This window comes from Vallitaleaceae bacterium 9-2, from assembly GCA_038396585.1.
GTDB lineage: Bacteria > Bacillota > Clostridia > Lachnospirales > Vallitaleaceae > UBA1351.
On record CP121691.1, the window covers coordinates 1,025,592 to 1,046,023 of the forward strand.

Consider the following 20,432-nt stretch of genomic DNA (forward strand, 5'->3'; position numbering starts at 1 on the left):
TCATATAGTGTTGAAAAAATTCTTACATAAGAGTATCTTAAATCATATCATTTTTGGTGTCAATCGCGTAGAGATTAATATATAAAAAAAGGGACGAATCTAAAAAATGAGCCCTAGTTCTATGTTAAATCCTAGGATATGATGAGAACACAAATCAAATAGGAGGATAAGTATTATGAAAAAGCAAATGAAACATGTATTGACCATGTTCTTACTTGTTGCAATGTTAACAAGTCTTGTAGCATGTGGAGCACCAGAGGGGGATACAGCAGAGGGGGAACAATCTGGAGCAGCTCAATCCGAGCAAAGTGATGCGAAAGAAACAGAAAGTGAATCAAGTGATAGTGATGATGCAGTTGAAGAAATTGAACTTTCAGTATTTACTCACTTACCAGACAGAACAACGGGGTTAGGACTTTTGGAGCAAACGGTTTTTGACCAGTATACTGCTGAAAACCCACATGTAAAGTTGAAAATCGAAGCATTAGAAGGTGAAACATATAAACAAAAGATTACAGCATACCTATCATCAAATGAATTGCCTGATTTGTTCAATGCATGGGGAAGCTCGACATTTTTTGACCCAATTACAACCAATGGATATGCAGCGGAATTAAACATTGAAGATTTTGAAGATTATAATTTTATTCCGGGATCACTTGATGGATTCATGAAAGATGGAAAATTATATGGTCTTCCTAAAATCTTGGACTTTATGGTTTTATACTATAATGAAGACCTTCTTGCAAGCAACAATGTTGAAGTTCCAGGTACATGGGAAGACATTATCGAATCAGTACCTGCTTTTCGTGAAGCGGGACTTTCTCCGGTATCTTTTGATGGTCGTGATGGATGGCCGCTGGGTGTGTTATTACAAGAGATATTAGTTAAGCAAACAGGTAATCAGCAGTTAATTTATGATATTGTAGACCAAAAAGTAGATGTGACAACATCAGAAGAGTTTTTAAAGGCAGCAGCTACATTACAAGATATAACAGCTAACAATGTTTTCCAAGATTCGTATTTAAGCGCAGATTATGGTGCGGCACTGAATCTATTTGGTCAGGAAAAAGCGGCGATGTACTATATGGGTTCTTGGGAAGTTGGTCTAGCTAAAAGTGAAGCTTACAGTGAGAGCTTTAGAGAAAATGTTGCAGTAATGCCTGTACCTGGATTTGAAGATGGTGAAGGCTCAATTGAGAACTTGCTTTGTTGGTATGGTGGTGGATTTGCAGTTTCAGAACATTCTGAAAATAAAGAAGAGGCTATTAAAATGCTAAAATTCATTATGCAGCCAGAGGTATGGGCAAAAGCTGCATGGCAAACAGGCATTGCAATGCCGGCTCAAGAATTTAGTGGGTATTTTACAGGTGATGAGACACAAATGCAAAAAGATGTTGTTGCCATCTTAGAAAATGGTGTCGACACAAGTGGTACGGTTTGGATAGATTATTCCTCGCCTTCTTTTAAGACAGATGTTATGAATCTTACACAAGAGCTTGCTGTTGGAGTAATCTCTCCAGAAGAATATGTGGAAGGTATTGCTAAAGCTATTGAGGACAGATAAGCGTTACTGTAATGAAGTTGTTTTTTAAATGAAGAAAGAAAGGGAGGGGATTTCCCTCCCTTTAATATAGAGGTGTATATGAAAAAAGTATTAGAAAACAAATGGGTGATAGCATCGCTGTTGATTCCTGGAATGCTCTTATTTGCTTTTGCTGTGATTATTCCAATTATCTATAGTGTCTATCTTGGATCAACGGATTGGAAAGGTATTGGAAAAGCAAATTTTGTTGGAATTGAAAATTATATTGAGATTTTGACGGATGATAAAGTATTTGTTAAGTCGGTGCTTAATGCAATGCTTTTAGGGGTGGTCTTAATCGTCGTACAGCATCCTTTTGCAATATTTATGGCAGCGTTGGTAGATAAAGTCGGAGGACGTTGGGAACGGATTTTTAGAACAATTTTCTTTATTCCGTGTGTTATTTCTATTGTTGTAACAGCAAAGATGTGGGTATCTTTTTTAGATCCACAATATGGATTTGTTAATGCAATCCTTGGTTCGGTCGGATTGGGAGATCTTGGTCGGGCATGGTTATCAGATCCGCTTACTGCGCGTTGGTCCATTATCTTTATAGTTATGTGGCAAGGGTTTGGATGGGCATTTTTGTTTTACTATTCCGGGCTTAAAGGGATTGGTGTAGAGATGTATGAAGCGGCAAAAATTGATGGGGCTAATCCGTTACAAGTCTATATACATGTAGTCTTGCCGCTAATTAAGCCGATTATAAAAGTATGTATGCTTATAGCAATTATATCCGCTTTTAAACAAATGGAAACGGTTTACCTGACTACCAATGGCGGACCGGGAAATATGACGCAATTTGTTGCAAATTATCTATATATTACAGCATTTAATTCCTATGAATATGGTTATGCGAATGCGATTTCAGTTGTATTTGTTCTTATTTGTTTGATAGTTACTGGTGGATTTAACAAGATATTTAAGACAGAAGATTATTAAGGAGTGATGGAACAATGAGAACAATATCAAATAGTCGATCGGTTCAACAAAAAAGGATAAACAAAAGTGTAACATTTATTATTTTGATGCTAATTACAATTGGTCAGTTATTTCCCTTAGTATGGCTAGTGGTTTTCTCGTTAAACAAAAGTGGGGATTTATTCGGTTCACATCTATTGAAGTGGCCTAATCCACCTCAGTGGATTAACTATGAGTTGGCATGGACACAGGGGAATATACCGTCGTATTTATTTAATAGTATTTTAGTTACATTCTTTACCATTAGTCTTACGGTTATTTTGTCAAGTATGCTTGGTTATGTGTTTGCTAGAATGCAGTGGAAGCTTAAGGAAGTTGTCTTTACTATTTTGCTTCTGGGAATGATGATTCCGATTCACGCAACGTTATTACCGAACTTTGTTATCTTTAAAAATATAGGTTTATATGATACGTATTCAGGGTTAATTATTCCTTATGTTGCTTTTCAGTTACCGATATCTACCCTTATTATGCGTGGATTTATGTCGACACTTCCCAAAGCACTAGAAGAAGCGGCGGTTATTGATGGATGTAATATTTACCAGATTATCTTTAAAATTATATTGCCGATAACAAAACCGGCTATGGTCACAGTTTCAGTGATGACATTTATTGCAGCGTGGAATGAATTCATCATGGCAGCGACTTTTTTAGGGAGTGAAAATAAAAAGACGTTAGCTTTTTCCGTATTTAACTTTACAGGGCAATATAGTTCAAATTATGCGGTTCAGTTTGCCGTGATGACATTAGTAGCGATACCATCGGTTATTGTGTATATTATTCTAAGTGAACAAGTGGCGCGTGGTGTGACAGAAGGCGCTGTGAAAGGATAAGATTATGAGGCTTCAGTTAATAGGTGAGATACAACATTTAATACAAGGATGTCGATACCTTGCAGATGAGCTGGGAATTGATATCATTGCGCAAGACAAAGGGGACATCTCAGCCGATAAAGTCTATGTATATGAAGTTCAAGGGGACTTGGAAGTGGTCAAGGAACGAGAGGGAACCTACATTATCAAATACGAAAAAGCCCATCATTTTTTTAGAGCGCTGGGGATTTTGGTTGAACATAGTCAACAAAGCACATTTCACATTGTAGAACACCCTAGATTTGAACGTATGGGTCCTATGGTTGACGTGTCAAGAAATGCCGTGATGAAAGTAGAAACCATACAGCAGTTTTTGCGTAAAATGGCACTTATGGGGCTTAATCAATTTGCATTATACATGGAAGATACATTTACAATTGAAGAACGGCCATATTTTGGATATAAACGGGGAAGATATTCCTATGATGAATTAAAAGCATGTGATGATTATGCCCATGCGTTAGGGATTGAAATATTCCCTTGTATTCAGACATTGGCACATTTAGGAGAAGTGCTTAAGTGGGATTGGACGCAATCTATTAAAGATACACCTAAAAACCTTCTTGTTGGGGAAGCAAAAACCTATGCGTTTGTAGAACAAATGATTGTCGCAGCAACAAAACCCTTTAGATCCAATAGAATCAATATAGGTATGGATGAAGCGCATTTACTAGGTACAGGTAAGTACCTGGAAAATAATGGCTATCATACACGTACCCATATTATGCGTCGGCATCTAAAAGCTGTTATGGAGATTGTTCAAAAGCATAAGCTTTGTGCGTCCATGTGGAGTGACATGTTTTTTCGAGCATTGACAGATACGGAGAATCACTATGTTCTAGATAAAGAAGTATCTCAAGAAATTGTTGAGAGTAAACCCAAAGATATACGATTAGTCTATTGGGATTATTATCACCACAATCAAGAGTTCTATGAGCAGTGTATTGATCGGCATATGGCTTTTGGTGAAGTACCGATTTTTGCCGGTGGAGTCTGGACTTGGAATGGGCCTGCTGTCAATTACAATAAAGTTTTTTTGACAGCCAATGCATATATGGAGGCATGTAAGAAAAAAAAGGTGCAGGAAGTTTTAATTACTGCTTGGGGAGATGACGGCAATGAAGCCAATATCTTTGGAACGTTGCTTGGGATGCAATTGCATAGTGAGCATGGGTATACGGACACCGTTGATACGGAGCATTTAAAACGAAGGTTTGAAGCCTGTGTAGGCGAGTCTTTTGACGCGTTTTTGGCGATGGGTCAATTTGATGGGACACCGGGTACGGATTATACCGCGAGTCATACATCTGTATACAATCCTTCAAAATACATTTTGTGGCAAGAGTTGCTTGGCGGTCTTTTTGATTGTCATGTGCAAGGGCTTGATTTGCCTAAACATTATGAACAACTCAAGGAGACGCTTGAAAAACATACGACAAAATCTCAGTATCCTTTACTTATGGAGTTTTATAAAAACTTGGCAGAAGTATTAAGCATTAAAGCTGAACTAGGCATACATATATCTAAGGCGTATAAAGCTAAAGATATGAAAGGTTTACGTAAGATGATTGATAGGGAACTTCCGGACTTACGTGAAGCAATAGAGCGCTTAAATGTAAGTCACCGTGAATTATGGTATAGTACTTATAAAGCATTTGGATTTGAAGTGTTAGATATACGCTATGGTGGGTTAAAGCAAAGAGTAGATACAACCATATATAGACTGGAAGGTTTTATCGAAGGACGTATTACAGCGCTTGAAGAAATTGAAGAGGAGAGTTTAATCTTTGACGGTGGAGAAAAAGAACCAGGGGTAGAGTTGATAAATTTCAACCAATACCTAAGAATTGCATCAGCTGGCGTTATGGGATTTTAATGATAAAACGTGCTAAAAATATGAAAAGCTGTAATCAATATAGTGATTACAGCTTTTTTATGTGCTTTTTGAATGCGCTAGTTATCAATGCGTTCAAAATAACTGACGAGAGTATTAATGTCAACAGGTTGATGGTTAAGTAACCACCACTTGGTCAAGGAAATGAGTGCACCGGTATAGTAGAGTGAGATAATGTGTATAGGCACATCAAAGTGAACATTATAATGCGTTGAATCATTTTCCAGACGCTTAATCAGATACGAAGAAACTGTTTTTTCAAACACTTGATTGACATAGTTGTTTTCTTGATAAAAAATCCCATTTAAAAAAAAATCGTTTTCTTGGGAGATAAATTCAAGGATAGAACGAAAGGCATTAAGATAATACGACTTTATATCAGACATGGCAGCGTCATATGCAGGGAAAAAGTCATCAAATTTTTGTTCGATATCTAATAATGTAAATTCAAGTAATTGATATTTATCTTCGAAGTGTTTGTAAAAAGTTGTACGATGGATTTGTGCTTGTGTACAGATATCTATAACGGTTATCTTTGAAAAAGCTTCTTTTTTCATTAAATCAATTAAAGCTTTTGTAATCATTTTTTGAGTTGTTCGAATACGGATATCTTGTGGTTTAGACATAATAAATACCTCCAAAATCTACAGTTTCAACAATATGTAGTTTTAATATACATATGTAGAAATCTGATTCTTGTTTTGTCCTCAAGAGTATTTTATACTAAAAATCATCATGTGTAAAGTTAAACTACAGGTGTATATTTAAGGAGGACATAATGCTATGAAAAAAAATCAAAGACACATAAAAAACATATTGGTACTAGGCTGCATATTTTTGCTGATGGGGTGTGCAAAGCATCCCAATGCTCAAATAGTGGATAAAAAAACAGTGGGCATTGAGACGGTGGATACTACGGTGAGTGCACATCAAGTGACAATGAGCGGTAATGTGAAACCTGTGGAAACCATGAAACTTTCTTTTGAATTAGCAGGAGTTGTGGAGAATGTTTTATTTGAAGAAGGGGAACGTATACAGACAGGCGATGTTATAGCAAAGCTTGATACGGTGAATTACCAATTAGCTGAAAATGTAGCACAGGCTGACTTGCATATGGCAGGCATCAGTGTCAATAACGCTCAGCTACAATATGAAATTGCAAAAGCAGAATATGAAGCTGTAAAGCTTCAGGCTGATACGGAGATTCCATCAAAAATTGAACAGGCAAAAGCACAATATGACTTGTTGGAGACCAATTATCAGCGAATGCAAGAATTATATGATGAAGGTGCTGTGGCAAAAAGTGAATTGGAACAAATGTTGACAAAGTATACCGTGGCAAAAGAGACTTATCAACAAGCACTTGATGCTCAAGAGATTACTCAGGTCAAGCTTAATGGAGCGAAACAAAAAGTGGATGCCTATGCGCTTCAGATTAATGCTTCGGTGGAACAAGAGAACAAAGCGCAAAATTCAATCCAAAAAGCTTCTAATGATATGGAGGATACATTTTTAAAAAGTCCGATTGAAGGGGTTATATTAAAAAAAGTTGTCAATACCAATGAAACAGTAAGTGCGGGATACCCGATTGTTGTTGTAGGACGCACAGACCAGATGTATGTAGAATTTGGTGTATCGGATGCTTATATTAATAAAATAAAAAAAGGACAAAAAGTTGCGGTTAAAGTCTATGCAAGTGATCAGCTAATGGAAGGCAGCATTGAACAGATTGGCATGATGTCAGATCCGGCAACACGTATGTTTCCGGTAAAAGTGCTTCTAGACAATAAAGATGAGATGTTAAAAGCAGGCATGATTGTTGAGGTTGCATTAGAACTGAATGAAGAGGATGTTGTTTTGGTACCCATCGAAGCAGTTATTCGATTATCAGCGGCAGATAAAGTATTTATCTACAATAAAGAAAATGAAACAGTGGAAGAAAGAATAGTCAAAACAGGCGAAATCCTAGAGGACCGTATCCAGATTCTTGAAGGACTTGACACGGGAGAAATATTGGTGGTCGAAGGCAACTTCTTGCTCAATGATGGAGATAAAGTTCTTGTGGAAGGAGGCGAAGACAGTGGCGAAGTGGAGTATTAATCATAAAAGTATATTAGCTTTATTATCAATTATTGTATTGATTTTTGGTGGGTTTTCTCTAGTTCAAATGGAACGTCAGGAAAACCCGGCGGTTGTTAGTCCAATCTGTACAATTAAAACGATATACCCAGGAGCAAGTTCGCAAGATGTTGAAAAGCAGATTATCAAACCCATAGAAGATGAAGTGGGGACATTAAGTGAAATCAAACACATAGAAAGCTATGCCATGGATTCAGTTGGTATTATCAAGGTCACATTAAAAGATATGAGTGATGCTGATATAAATACTTCATGGGATAAAGTACGAGAAAAAGTGGATTTGGTTAAAACAGAGCTGCCTGCTGCGGCTGAAGAACCCAAAGTGGAAACGGACTTTACAAGTTCATATGGCTTGATTATCGGTATATCTTCGGAGCAATATCACTATAAAGATATGATTGATAATGGGAATATGCTTGCAGATGCCATAAAAAAAATTGATACTGTAAAAGCGGTGGATATTGATGGTGCTGTAGAAGAGCAGATTGTTGTAGAATTGAATATGACAAAACTCATGACGTATAAAATCTCACCTAAAACCATTCAACAAGTTATTCAGGCAAGAAATATTAATATCCCGGGCGGTAATCTAAAGGTAGATGAGAATAAAGTTCCTGTTCAGATTACGGGAGAATATGAATCGATAGATGAGCTGAAAAACACTATTGTCGATGTCTCGAGAGAATCAGGGACGCCTGTTTATCTAAAAGATATTGCACAGATTAACATCGTAGAAGAGTCGGATGTAGCAACAACTTATATTAATGGAGAAAAAGGAATCCTTGTAGGGGTTCAGTACATGGATGGGGTCAATGTTATAAGAGAAGAACAACGAGTTCAAGAGGTGGTTCAATCTTTTATAGACACGCAGTTGTACGCTGGAATGCATATGAATGAAGTGTATAATGAAGTGGATTTTGTTCAAGAATCCATTAGCCTATTTTCCAATAACCTTTTATCCGCAATTTTCTTAATACTTATCGTTGTATTAATCACAATGGGAGTTCGAAGTGCTATTGTTGTAGCGCTCCCGATTCCGCTAATTACATGTATCGTTCTTGGGTATATGTATATAAGCGGCATTCCGTTACACCAAGTTTCAATTGCTTCTTTGATTATATCCCTAAGCTTAATGGTAGCTAACGGAATTGTGGTTAATGATAATATACAGTTATACTTACAAGAAGGAAAAACTAGAGAACAGGCATGTACAGATGGTGTAGAAGATGTAAAAATACCTATTCTTACCTCCACATTAACGACGATTGCTTCCTTCTTGCCGTTAGCGATGATGCAAGGATCAGCCGGAAAATTTGTTAATTCCCTTCCAATTCTCGTTGCAGTTGCATTAATAGGTTCTTTAGTAACATCCATATCTATTGTTCCTGCACTTGGATATTCACTGACAAAATCAGAGAGTGAAGTGAACATTCAATGGATGGCTAAAATAAAGGAACGATTGCACCTAGACCATGTCATGAACCGATTTCAAAAACGTTATGGGCAGGTGTTAAAACGTTCATTGGCACATCCTAAAAAAGTGCTTTTACTTTTCGGGGGGATTTTTATCCTGTCGCTAGTGATCATAAAAACACTCAGTATACAACTTTTTCCTCCGGTAGAACGCGAACAATATGTGTTGAATATAACGACAAGCAACAGCGCAACCATATCAAATACTGAAAATATTTGTCAAGAAATCGCCCAAGTACTTGATCAGGAATCATCGGTCAATGACTTTTCGTATAAAGTGGGAGATGGGTATATGAAATACTATATTACTTTTTTCCCAAATGACTTGGCAAGTAACAAGGCGCAGTTCTTAATTGATGGGACACGCAGTGAAGCAAAAAATGTTGAAAAAAGAATTCAAGAAGCGGTTCCGGGAGTACTGACCAATATAAAATATCTGGAGATTAACTTACCATCCAACTATCCGATAGAGGTGCGCATATCCGGTCCGGACATCAATCAGCTACGTCATATTGCCGAAGACATGGAGCCGTATTTTCGTAGTGTTGAAGGATTAAAAAATATAGAGAATAACTTTGGATACAATGGGTACAAGCTTAATATACAAGTAAATGAAGAAAAAGCAAATATGGTAGGTATCTCAAATTATGAAATCGCATCGACGGTTCGAATGGCAGTTAATGGCTTGGAAATATCTGAGCTTAAACAAAAAGATATCAAAAAAGACCCCTTGCCTATCATTTTAAAAATGGAAGAAGAAAATAAAGGGGAAGTTGAACGGCTACAGACAATTTTTATTTCTTCACAATTGACCAATGAGAACATACCGTTAACAGAGATTGCGACAATTGATACCGATACATCTTTTGGAAAAATTATTCGTCGTGATGGCGAACGAACGATTACAGTTGGAGCGTTCGTTAATGAAGGATATAATACTAATAGCTGTATGCAGCAATTACAGGCAAAATTAGAGACATACTCTCTACCCGATGGATATTCTATGGTCTATGGTGGTGAAAATGAAACAAGTGAAGAAGCATTTTCTTCAATGAAAGTGCCTACAGTCATCGCCTGTATACTCATATATTTAATTTTAGTCTTCCAGTTTGGAGATTTAAGGGAGCCTTTTCTTATCATGGGCACAATACCATTATCCTTTATCGGAATCATCTGGGGATTAAAAATTATGAAATATCCAATTGGATTTATGGCACTTCTTGGAGGTATAAGTCTGATGGGTGTGGTAGTAAACAATGGAATCGTACTTCTTGATTATATTAAAGTCAAGGTGCAACAAGAAGATAACCGGGTGGATGCAATTACACAAGCGTGTAAAACACGTCTTCGACCCATTATGATTGGTATGATTACTACGGTCATCTCTTTATTGCCACTAATGATCTCAGGAGGAGCATTATGGGCACCGATGGCGACATCGATTATTTTTGGAATGCTTCTGTCTTCGGTATTGACACTCATTGTTATACCATGTGGATATTTAGTGTTGGTCAAAGAATAATTTGGGGAAAATTGGACATAGCTACAGATATAGATTAGAATAGAAAGGAGTAAAATTTTGTAAGGAGGGGAGAGAATTGGAAGAGGAACAACAGGCTTTTTATCCAGGGCGACGTTTTTTTGCACGTATGTTTGACTTGACGCTATATTCAACCTTATGGTCGATGATACTTGCCCTTGGATTTCGCATCAATATATCCAAAAGAAGTAGTGGAGGAGAATTTTTAGATTTAGTGGTAACAATGGTGATAATGCTTGCACTAGAGCCTCTTTTACTACAGTTGTTTGCAACAACACCAGGAAAGGCTATTCTTGGACTTCGCCTGACACAAAAAAATGGCGAAAAGCTTTCATACGCCCATGCAGTTGAACGCATGTGGAAGGTTTTTGGAAGTGGAATGGGGTACCATATACCTATTTATAATTTAATTCGACTTTGGAAAAGTTACAAACTATGTGCGCAAAAAATAATATTGCCCTGGGATGAAGAGGTTGCATACACCATTAAGGACAGGAAAACATACAGAACGATTCTCTGGATAGCTTTATATGTGGGAATAATTGTCGGACTTTTTCTGACCATGTTATCACAACTTATTGCACCAAACACTGGGGCGTTGACGATTAAAGAATTTGCAGAAAATCATAATTATTATGCAGCGTACTACGGAATAGATTTTGACAATTCTTTTTTAGATGAAAATGGAAAGTGGACTAAGAAGCCATCGTATGGAAGCGTAGAGATTCAAATCGGACATACCCAAAATCCGGAGTATCATTTTGAACTTCGTGAGGGAAAAATCACTCAGGTCTCCTATTCCGTGAGCCAAACACCGGGGGAACAGTGGGTTGGCGGATATACTAACCATATGATTATAGATACGCTTGCCTTTGTCGGTGCATTAAATGATGAAATAATGTTTTCCAAGGTGACCCAACGCATTGTAACACATATTCATCAGAATCCTTTTGAAGATTTTTCGTTTGTTGAATCAGGGGTGAGGGTTACCGGTGATTATGAATATAAAGGTTATGAACATGCTTTTGACAACCTGCTAGTACTAGAAGAAGAGGCAGATGAAAGTTATTTTGAACTAAACTTTTCTATGAAGATAGAGTAAAAGGAAAGAAGGGATTTATGTGAGTAAAGCAATTGTTACGGTAACTGGTGGAAGTGGCTATATCGCCTCTTGGATTATCCATGATTTGCTACAAGAAGGACATGAAGTGCGTACGACAGTTCGAGACAAATCCAAAGTAGAAAAATACAAACATCTTTTAGCACTGGAAGAACAATCACCTGGTACGTTAAGGGTCTATGAAGCCAACTTAACTCATGAAGGTTCTTTTGACGAAGCGGTTGCAGGAGCACAAATCGTTATACATACAGCGTCACCTTTTTTCTTAGATGATAAGAATGACCCACAAAAAAATTTGATTGATCCTGCAGTTGAGGGAACGAAGAATGTACTTAATGCGGTGAACAAATCAGATACGGTGACGAGAGTAGTGCTTACAAGTAGCCTTGCAGCAATATATGGGGATAACCAAGATTTGCACAATAGCCGAATGGGTGCCCTTAATGAAGAAATGTGGAACACAACAAGTACACTTAAACACAATGCGTATAGTCTATCAAAAACGGAAGCGGAAAAAGTGGCATGGGCAATGGAGAAAGAGCAGCTTCGATGGCGATTAGTCACGATTCATCCGGGATTTGTGCTAGGTCCATCATTGACCACGCGAAAAGATTCAACGAGTATAGAAACCCTTCTACGTATGTTACGCGGAGACATCAGTATGGGGGCGCCTGAATTGTCTTTTATCTATTCGGATGTGAGAGATGTGGCAAGAGGACATGTGTTAGCAGCCTTTTCATTAGAAGCAAAAGGACGCTATATTATTGCAAATGAGGCAGGCGATTTACTCGATCTTAGTCGAATCATCGAGAAAAATTATCCCGCACAATATAAATTGCCAAAGCGATATGTTGCAAAGTGGATTCTGTGGATTATCGCACCAACAATTGGTTTTTCTAGGACATATGTTACGAAAAATGTCGGTTATCCATTGGTTTGTGACCATTCAAAAAGTGTCAAAGATTTAAAAATACAGTATATCCCATTGGAAAAGACAGTTGTAGATCATATTGAACAATTAAAAAGAGATAAACTGATATAAAGTAGCAAGGAACTTCTGATGAGGAGAGGTTCCTTGTTTTTTTGATATATAATTCTTTAGAAGAAGTTGATGGTTGAGTATAAAGTGCATAAATATTACGGAATAATTCAATAAAATCAGGTGAAAACACACATAATGATGAACAAATGTTCATAAAAATATATAAAGTGGACAAATATTCTTTGCGTTGATATAATATTTTTAAATAAAATGTTTTGTTGACATTACGTGTATGGAAAGGAGGATATATCAATTTTTGAAAGTTATTTAAGTAAAATTTAATATGCAAAAGGAGAAATAAAATGTTAAAACGTTTGCAAGAAAATGATTTAGTACTCTATGCGCAAGAACAGCCAGAATCATGGGAAGATGCAATCAAGGTGAGCTGTCAAAAACTAGAAGAAAAAGGTATTGTAACAAAAGAATATGCACAAGATATTATTTTATCATTAGAAGAACATGGTCCATATATAGTATTAATTCCAAATGTGGCGATGCCTCATGCTCCAACAACGAGTAAAGGGATAAAAGGAACAGGGGTTTCGCTAACAGTATTTAAAGATTGTGTTGTCTTTTATGATAAAGAAGAAGAAAAAAAAGCTAAATTATTTTTTACCATTGTTGCAGATAATGCAGAAAAACATTTAGAGAATATAACGGGTTTAATGGATGTTTTGCAAAATGATGAATTGTTACAAGCGCTCTTAGAAACAAAATCATTAGATGATTACAATCAGCTAATTAATTTACTTTAAAATAATGGAGGAACACTTATGGATATTGTAATTGGTATTTTTCAAGCAGTTTTTGATACTATAATTTCTTTTCCACCTTTTTTGATGGCTATTTTAGTTGCACTAGGATACACATTAATGAAAAAGACAGTTTGGGAAGCGATAGCAGGGGGAATAAAGGCTGCTGTTGGTTACATGATATTACAAGTTGGGGCCAAAGGAATGATAACTTCATTTGCTCCGATTTTACAAGGATTAATGGATAGGTTTAAAATTAATGCAGCAGTTATTGACTCAAATATTGGATTTGCAGCAGCGAATCAAGCGATTCAAGATATCGGACAATCTTTATCTTCAACAATGTTTGTTTTACTTATTGGATTTGCAATGAATATAAGTCTAGTAATGCTCATTAAAATCACAAAAATTAGAACAGTATATACAACAGGTCATATTATGGTAAAGCAAGCGGGCTTTATAACCTGGATGATTTTTTATGCTTTACCGGATTTTCAAAATACAATCGGTATTATAATGATTGGACTACTTATTGGTGTTTATTGGTCGGTTTTTTCAAATCTTACGGTAGAAGCAACACAACGTTTGACTGATGGAGAACGAGTGTTTGCGGTTGGACATTCACAAATGTTTGGAATATGGTTAACGGATAAGTTTGCACATAAATTTGGTGATGCTGAAGATAGCGTTGAAAGTGTAAAACTTCCAGGAGTACTAAGTGTTCTTTCGGATAATATAGTTGGATCGAGTGTATTAATGTTGATTATGTTTGGATCGATCTTAGCTATTGTCGGATCTGATGCTATGAACCAGTTTGATCCAAATGTAGCGAAAAGCTCCTATACATCGTATGTCATACAAAAAAGTTTGTCATTTACAGTTAATTTTATTATTCTCCAAACAGGTGTGAAAATGTTTGTTGCGGAAATTACGGAGTCATTCCATGGTATTTCTGAAAAGCTGTTAAAAGGTGCAGTACCGGCAGTAGATTGTGCTGCGACATATGGATTTGCTTCGTCAAATACGATTTTACTTGGATTTGTTTGTGGATTCCTAGGACAGTTGATTGCGATTTTAGGATTGTTAGTATTTAAGTCTCCGATTTTGATGTTAACAGGCTTTGTTCCGGTTTTCTTTGATAATGCAACCTTAGCTGTCTATGCGAACAAGCGAGGTGGACGAAAAGCTGCAATGGGGATACCCTTTATCTCTGGAATTATGCAGGCGTTACTTGGAGCGGTCGGAGTTATGCTCTATGGTTTAGCTAAATATGGCGGTTGGTATGGCAATCTAGACTTATCAACTGTGTGGCTTGGTATTGGAGGGATTGTGAAAAGCTTTGGAATCTTTGGAGTCATATTGTCCTTAATATTAATGCTTTTGATTCCACAATTACAATATAAGAGAAACAAGGAAAATTATTTTTAAAAAGAAAGGAAGATGACAATGTATAAAGTACTTGTAGCGTGTGGAGCAGGAATTGGTTCCAGTATGATTATGAAAAGGAATGTAAAACAGATTTTTGATGAGTTAGGTGTCCCATGTGAGATTACCCATGAGAGCATTGGTACAGCAAAATCAAAAGTCAATCAGTTTGACTTGGTTTTTACCTTAAGTTCAATGGTCACGAACTTTTCAGCAGCAGATCATCCAGAAAAAATCATTGGTTTGAAAAATGTTGTTGCAAAAGAAGAAGCAAGAAAAGCTATTGAGACCTTTTTAGGAGGCCAATAAAGTGAAAAAATACAATGTTTTATATGTGCATACCCATGATAGTGGAAGATACTTCAGTCCTTATGGATATAAACTAGATACACCAAATCTTGAAAAGTTTTCGAAGAATGCGCATGTTTTTAATCAGGCGTTTTCAGTGTCTCCAACATGCTCTCCCAGTCGATCTGCTTTGTTATCGAGTCAGTATCCTCACCAAAATGGTATGATTGGATTAGTAAATAGAGGCTTTAAAATGCAGGATTATCAGCATCACTTGGTTAATACTTTCAATCAAGCACAGTATGATACAGTTTTGTGTGGAATTCAACATGAAGCAGGCCATTATAAAGAAGCAGATAAAGCCGCAGATATCATAGGTTATTGTGAAAATATAACAACAACATTAAATTTGGATGACTTAATAGACAAACGCCCTTGGGATATTGACAATGTGAGTAACGCAATTGCTTGGCTGAAAAAACATAATAATAAATCGCCATTTTTCATGTCTATGGGTTTTTTTGGGACCCATCGTCCATATCCTCCCATGTCTTTAGAGGGTTTGAAAGTAAATCATGGTGTTCCCGAAGGAATGGCCAATGTTATGCCAATTCGTCACGACTTTTCACAATACAATACGAGTGTGGAATGTGTGGATACACTATTTGGTCAGATTCTTGATACATTGGAAGAAGAAAAACTATTAGAAGATACAATTATTGTATTTACAACAGATCATGGCATTGCTGTTCCTCATGGAAAAAGTAATCTAACAGATCTTGGTTTGGAAGTCGCATTGATGTTTTACTTGCCGTGGAGTACGCAAGGAAGAAGCTATGAGGGATTGGTCAGCCACTTGGATGTGATGCCGACTCTGTGTGATTATTTGAAGTTAAAACCCGAACATAAAATGGAAGGGAAATCCCTTGTTCCTATGTTAGAAAAAAGAGAAGAACATGTGCATGATGCTCTATTTTTTGAAATGAATTTTCATACGTCTTTTGAACCGGCTCGTGCAATTCGGACCCAGCGATATAAATATATTGAATATTTGGATGATTATGCCTTGTATCAGTTATCAAATATTAATGATTCGCCAACGAAAGATTTTTTGGTAGAGAGTGGACTTAAACAAAAAGAAAAGCCTTTATATCAATTGTATGATTTGTATCATGATCCCCATGAAAAGAATAATTTAGTTGATAATCTAAAGTATAACGAAATTTTAGAAGAACTACGTAGGCAATTGAATCAATGGCGAAAAGCGACACAGGATATTTTGTATGAAGAGGGGGTTGAGTTGAAGCCTGAATGGGTAATCAACAAAAAAGAAAGTACAACGCCTAATGGCTCTTCAAAAGACGATTTTCTTGAAGGTCATATTCATAAAAAATGGATGTAAAAGTATTAAAAAGGTCGGCCAATCAATACAGATTGACGACCTTTTTAGATAAATTTATAAGTCTATAAGTATGAAAAAAATATATATTAATGAACAAATGTTCAAAAATGCATAAATTATGTACAAATGTTTATAAAAGATGTAATATAGAGGCAATAGTTCGAAAGGAGATGAAGAATTATGAATAAACAAATCATTGATGAAATTTTTAAGTGCTATTCAGTCAATGCTGTTGAAATATACGGAGAGACTCACTTGATTTATGCAGCGGAAGGAGTTGGTTCATGCCAAATCTATTCAGGAAAGAATTTTGAAAATAAAAAAGTGCTTTGGGAAGGTGGCGGAGGTACGATGTCCATTGTTGCTGTACCGGATTATGAAGGATACTTTTTTGCTTCAAAAGGATTTTACTCTATGGTGGACTCAGAGACCAGTGCAGTCTATCTTATTCGCTATCATCAAGGAAAATTTAGTGAAGTCAAACTTTTTGACATTCCATATTTACATCGGTTTGACGTGATTGATGGACCGGAGTGTCGATACTTTATAGGATGTACCCTGCATTCAGGGAAAAAAGATAAAGAAGATTGGACTCAACCAGGAAAGATATATGTAGCTCAATTACCAAAAGCATTAGAAAAACCAATCAAAGTAGAACTAGAAATTTTAAAAGAAGGATTAACCCAAAATCATGGATTTAACCGAGGAAAGTGGAAAGGACAAGACGCTGTTTTTGTGGCTTCCAAAGAAGGAGTTGCTGTTGTGATGCCGCCAATTCAAGCAGAATCTTGGAAGATGGAACAGATTTTTGAGCATCCGGTAAGTGATGTCGCAGCTATTGATCTTGATGGAGATGGCGAATTAGAATTTGCATTACTTAGTCCTTTCCATGGTAACAAAATGAATATCATGAAAAAAATAGGAAACGGATATGAAAGTGTATATAGCTATCCTGTTCCCATGGATTTTTATCATGCGATTTTTGCAGGTATTATTGGAGGAAAACCAAGTTTTGTACTTGGAGCCCGAAAAGACTCACAACAACTATATCTCGTTCAATATGATAAAGAACATGGGTATTTATCCACCCTCATTGATGAAAATGTAGGATCTAGTAATGCTAGAATTATACAGATTAAAGACAAGAGTTATATTATGTCAGCCAATCGTCAAATTGGCGAAGCTGCTCTATACACCATGGATTAAATAAAAACAATATATTATAAAAAATGACAAAGGAGAATATAAATGAGTAAAATTAATGAAATTACAAGAGAGAGTTGGATCTTAAGCACATTTCCTGAATGGGGGACATGGTTAAATGAAGAAATTGAAAATACAAAAGTAGAACATGGAACTTTTTCAATGTGGTGGCTTGGATGTACAGGTATCTGGTTAAAGTCAGAGGGCAATGCGAATTTATGTGTGGATCTTTGGGTAAAAACAGGTAAGAAAAGTCATGGAAATGGCTTGATGAAAGAACAGCACCAACATCAGCGAATGATTGGATGTGTTGAACTCCAACCAAACCTTAGAAATGTTCCGGTTGTGATTGATCCGTTTATGATTAAAGAAATTGACGCTGTACTTTCAACACATGACCATGGCGATCACATTGATGAAAATGTTGCGGCTGCAGTTTGTCAAAATACAGATGCATCTGTAAAATTTATCGGGCCCAAAGCGTGTACTGACTTGTGGAGAGCATGGGGAGTGCCAGAGGAACGTTTAGTTACGTTAAAACCGGGAGATACTTATAAAGTCAAAGATGTTGAGATTGTTGCATTGGACTCTTTTGATCGAACAGAATTAGTTACAGCGCCTAAAGGAGTAACACTTAAAGGGAAAATGCCACAAGAGATGGATGATTTAGCGTTGAATTACCTATTCAAAACACCAGGAGGCAATCTTTATCATAGTGGCGATTCGCATTACTCCAATTACTTTGCAAAGCATGGAAACGATCATGAGATTGACGTAGCCCTAGGTTCATTTGGCGAAAACCCACGAGGAATGACGGATAAATTAACGGCAGAAGGTATTTTGCGTATGGCGGAGTGCTTAAAGACCAAAGTTGTTATACCGATTCATCATGATATTTGGACAAATTTTATGGCGGACCCCAAAGAGATTACAACCTTGTGGCACATGAAAAAGGACCGATTAAAGTACAAGTTTAAACCCTATATTTGGCAAGTAGGAGGTAAGTTTACTTGGCCAATCGATAAAGATGGAATGGAATACATGTATGACAGAGGTTTTCACGATGCATTTGCGATTGAACCGGACCTGCCATTTAAGACATTGTTATAAAGTATGATGGAGGTATTATGTATAGTCTAAGTAATAATCCGATGGGAATTTATGAAAAAGCCATTCCAAATAAATTTGATTGGGCTACAAAAATAAAAATTGCAAAAGCAGCAGGATATGAATTTATCGAAATGTCTATTGATGAGAGTGACGAACGCCTATATCGTCTTGATTGGAGTAAAGAAAAGCGTGAATACATCAAAAAACTTTTAGCAGACAATGATTTTTATATCAATTCTATCTGTCTAAGTGGACATCGGCGATATCCTTTTGGCAGTCGCGATAATCAGATTCGAAAAAAAGCTTTTGATATGATGGATAAAGCTATCGCATTGGCAAAAGACCTTGGGGTTCGAAACATTCAATTAGCAGGGTATGATGTTTACTATGAAGCATCAGATGATGTGACAACTCAACTCTTCATTGATGGACTTAAGTATGCAACAAAAAAAGCTGCGAGTGCAAATGTCATGCTGTCCATAGAAATTATGGATACAGAATTTATTGGGACCATTACGCGCTGCATGCGCTTTATTAAAGAAGTCCAATCACCTTGGCTACAGATTTATCCGGATTTTGGAAATTTAAGTCAATGGACGGATGAACCGGAGGAGGAATTAGCAAAAGGGATTAATCATATTGTTGGGATTCATTTAAAGGATACAAAAAAAGGAGTGTTCAAATGTGTACCTTTCGGAGAAGGAACAGTAGATTTCCAAAAATTATTTCGGAAATTGGACCAGCTAGAATTTCAAGGTCCCTTTTTAGTGGAGATGTGGGTGGATAACTCTATGGACTTGACTTTTGAAGAAAGTGTAAGTTATATAAAAAAAGCAAAAGTGTGGTTGACGAAGAAAGCGGGGAACCGATTTGATACATAATCAAATTAATGAACGTATAAATATTTTAAAGCAACAAGTTTTTAAAGCAAATATTGAATTAGTAAAGCAAGATTTAGTTATATACACATGGGGAAATGTCAGCGGAATTGACTGGGAAACAGGACTTGTCGTCATAAAACCAAGTGGTGTGGACTATGAAAAAATGCAAGTTGAAGATATGGTTGTTATGAATTTGGAGGGTGAAATTGTTGAAGGTAAGTTGAAACCTTCATCAGATGCACCAACACATCTTGCTCTTTACAGAAAATATGATAAAATAAATAGTATAGTACATACACATTCACAGTGGGCCACTTCATGGGCCCAGGCAGGTAGAAGCATTCCGTGTTATGGAACGACGCACGCTGACTATTTTTATGGTGAGATTCCTTGTACAAGAGCGTTAAATGATGAAGAAATAGCAAAGGACTATGAACATAATACAGGAAAAGTAATTATAGAAACATTTGAGCAACGTTGTATTTTCCCGTTGGAAGTGCCTGGAGTTATTATTTCGAATCATGGACCATTTACTTGGGGAAAGCATCCATTAGATGCGGTTCAAAATGCAAAAGTACTAGAAGAGGTTGCAAAGATGGCTTACCGATGTGAACAACTAAATCCGAAAATAAGGCCAGTTAAAAAGGAACTTTTAGAAAAGCATTATTTGAGAAAACATGGTAAAAATGCCTATTATGGACAAAAAAATTAATGCAACATACATT

The 20,432-nt window shown here is 36.5% G+C and carries 17 protein-coding genes; 16 read left to right on the plus strand and 1 reads right to left on the minus strand.

All coding sequences use genetic code 11. The features are described from left to right. Positions 1-175: 175 nt before the first annotated feature. The 4 genes from QBE53_04785 (at position 176) to QBE53_04800 (ending at position 5,314) form a co-directional block, all read left to right on the plus strand. The gene (locus QBE53_04785; GenBank protein WZL82423.1) at positions 176-1,567 is read left to right on the plus strand and encodes an extracellular solute-binding protein; all 1,392 of its coding nucleotides are present in this window, start codon (positions 176-178) and stop codon (positions 1,565-1,567) included. A gap of 78 nt (positions 1,568-1,645) precedes the next feature. Next, complete coding sequence (locus QBE53_04790) at positions 1,646-2,527, plus strand: sugar ABC transporter permease (GenBank protein WZL82424.1); 882 nt, start codon at positions 1,646-1,648, stop codon at positions 2,525-2,527. Between the two features lie 14 nt (positions 2,528-2,541). Next, positions 2,542-3,399, plus strand: a complete 858-nt coding sequence (locus tag QBE53_04795) for a carbohydrate ABC transporter permease (GenBank protein WZL82425.1) — start codon at positions 2,542-2,544, stop codon at positions 3,397-3,399. A gap of 4 nt (positions 3,400-3,403) precedes the next feature. Next, the gene (locus tag QBE53_04800; GenBank protein WZL82426.1) at positions 3,404-5,314 is read left to right on the plus strand and encodes a beta-N-acetylhexosaminidase; all 1,911 of its coding nucleotides are present in this window, start codon (positions 3,404-3,406) and stop codon (positions 5,312-5,314) included. Positions 5,315-5,391: 77 nt separating this feature from the next. Here the strand turns inward: QBE53_04800 and QBE53_04805 are convergent, their stop codons facing one another. Further along, positions 5,392-5,958: a TetR/AcrR family transcriptional regulator C-terminal domain-containing protein gene (locus QBE53_04805; protein WZL82427.1), complete on the minus strand. Its 567-nt coding sequence runs from the start codon at positions 5,956-5,958 to the stop codon at positions 5,392-5,394. A 157-nt stretch (positions 5,959-6,115) separates the two neighbouring features. Between QBE53_04805 and QBE53_04810 the strand changes: the two genes are divergently transcribed. From QBE53_04810 to QBE53_04865, 12 genes are all read left to right on the plus strand, one after another. Then, positions 6,116-7,432 carry an efflux RND transporter periplasmic adaptor subunit gene (locus QBE53_04810; GenBank protein WZL82428.1) on the plus strand — a complete coding sequence of 439 codons (1,317 nt, stop codon included), beginning with the start codon at positions 6,116-6,118 and terminating at the stop codon, positions 7,430-7,432. Continuing rightward, a complete protein-coding gene (locus QBE53_04815; GenBank protein WZL82429.1) occupies positions 7,413-10,466 on the plus strand; it encodes an efflux RND transporter permease subunit in 3,054 nt (1,017 codons plus the stop codon). The genes QBE53_04810 and QBE53_04815 overlap by 20 nt, the downstream gene beginning before the upstream one ends. A 76-nt stretch (positions 10,467-10,542) precedes the next feature. After that, a complete protein-coding gene (locus tag QBE53_04820) occupies positions 10,543-11,586 on the plus strand; it encodes an RDD family protein (GenBank protein ID WZL82430.1) in 1,044 nt (347 codons plus the stop codon). Positions 11,587-11,605: 19 nt separating this feature from the next. Then, the gene (locus QBE53_04825; protein ID WZL82431.1) at positions 11,606-12,646 is read left to right on the plus strand and encodes an NAD-dependent epimerase/dehydratase family protein; all 1,041 of its coding nucleotides are present in this window, start codon (positions 11,606-11,608) and stop codon (positions 12,644-12,646) included. A gap of 302 nt (positions 12,647-12,948) precedes the next feature. Beyond that, entirely contained in the window at positions 12,949-13,401 is a 453-nt protein-coding gene (locus tag QBE53_04830; GenBank protein ID WZL82432.1) for a PTS sugar transporter subunit IIA, read from the plus strand. A gap of 18 nt (positions 13,402-13,419) precedes the next feature. Then, the gene (locus QBE53_04835) at positions 13,420-14,826 is read left to right on the plus strand and encodes a PTS transporter subunit IIC (GenBank protein WZL82433.1); all 1,407 of its coding nucleotides are present in this window, start codon (positions 13,420-13,422) and stop codon (positions 14,824-14,826) included. Positions 14,827-14,844: 18 nt separating this feature from the next. Beyond that, entirely contained in the window at positions 14,845-15,132 is a 288-nt protein-coding gene (locus QBE53_04840; protein ID WZL82434.1) for a PTS sugar transporter subunit IIB, read from the plus strand. 1 nt (position 15,133) lies between these two features. Beyond that, positions 15,134-16,513: a sulfatase gene (locus QBE53_04845; GenBank protein ID WZL82435.1), complete on the plus strand. Its 1,380-nt coding sequence runs from the start codon at positions 15,134-15,136 to the stop codon at positions 16,511-16,513. A 180-nt stretch (positions 16,514-16,693) separates the two neighbouring features. After that, a complete protein-coding gene (locus QBE53_04850; GenBank protein WZL82436.1) occupies positions 16,694-17,719 on the plus strand; it encodes a hypothetical protein in 1,026 nt (341 codons plus the stop codon). A gap of 42 nt (positions 17,720-17,761) precedes the next feature. Then, positions 17,762-18,826 carry an L-ascorbate 6-phosphate lactonase gene (gene ulaG / locus QBE53_04855; protein WZL82437.1) on the plus strand — a complete coding sequence of 355 codons (1,065 nt, stop codon included), beginning with the start codon at positions 17,762-17,764 and terminating at the stop codon, positions 18,824-18,826. Between the two features lie 17 nt (positions 18,827-18,843). Continuing rightward, entirely contained in the window at positions 18,844-19,707 is an 864-nt protein-coding gene (locus QBE53_04860) for an L-ribulose-5-phosphate 3-epimerase (GenBank protein ID WZL82438.1), read from the plus strand. Continuing rightward, positions 19,697-20,419 carry an L-ribulose-5-phosphate 4-epimerase gene (locus tag QBE53_04865; GenBank protein WZL82439.1) on the plus strand — a complete coding sequence of 241 codons (723 nt, stop codon included), beginning with the start codon at positions 19,697-19,699 and terminating at the stop codon, positions 20,417-20,419. Before QBE53_04860 ends, QBE53_04865 begins: the two co-directional genes overlap by 11 nt. Positions 20,420-20,432 lie beyond the last annotated feature (13 nt).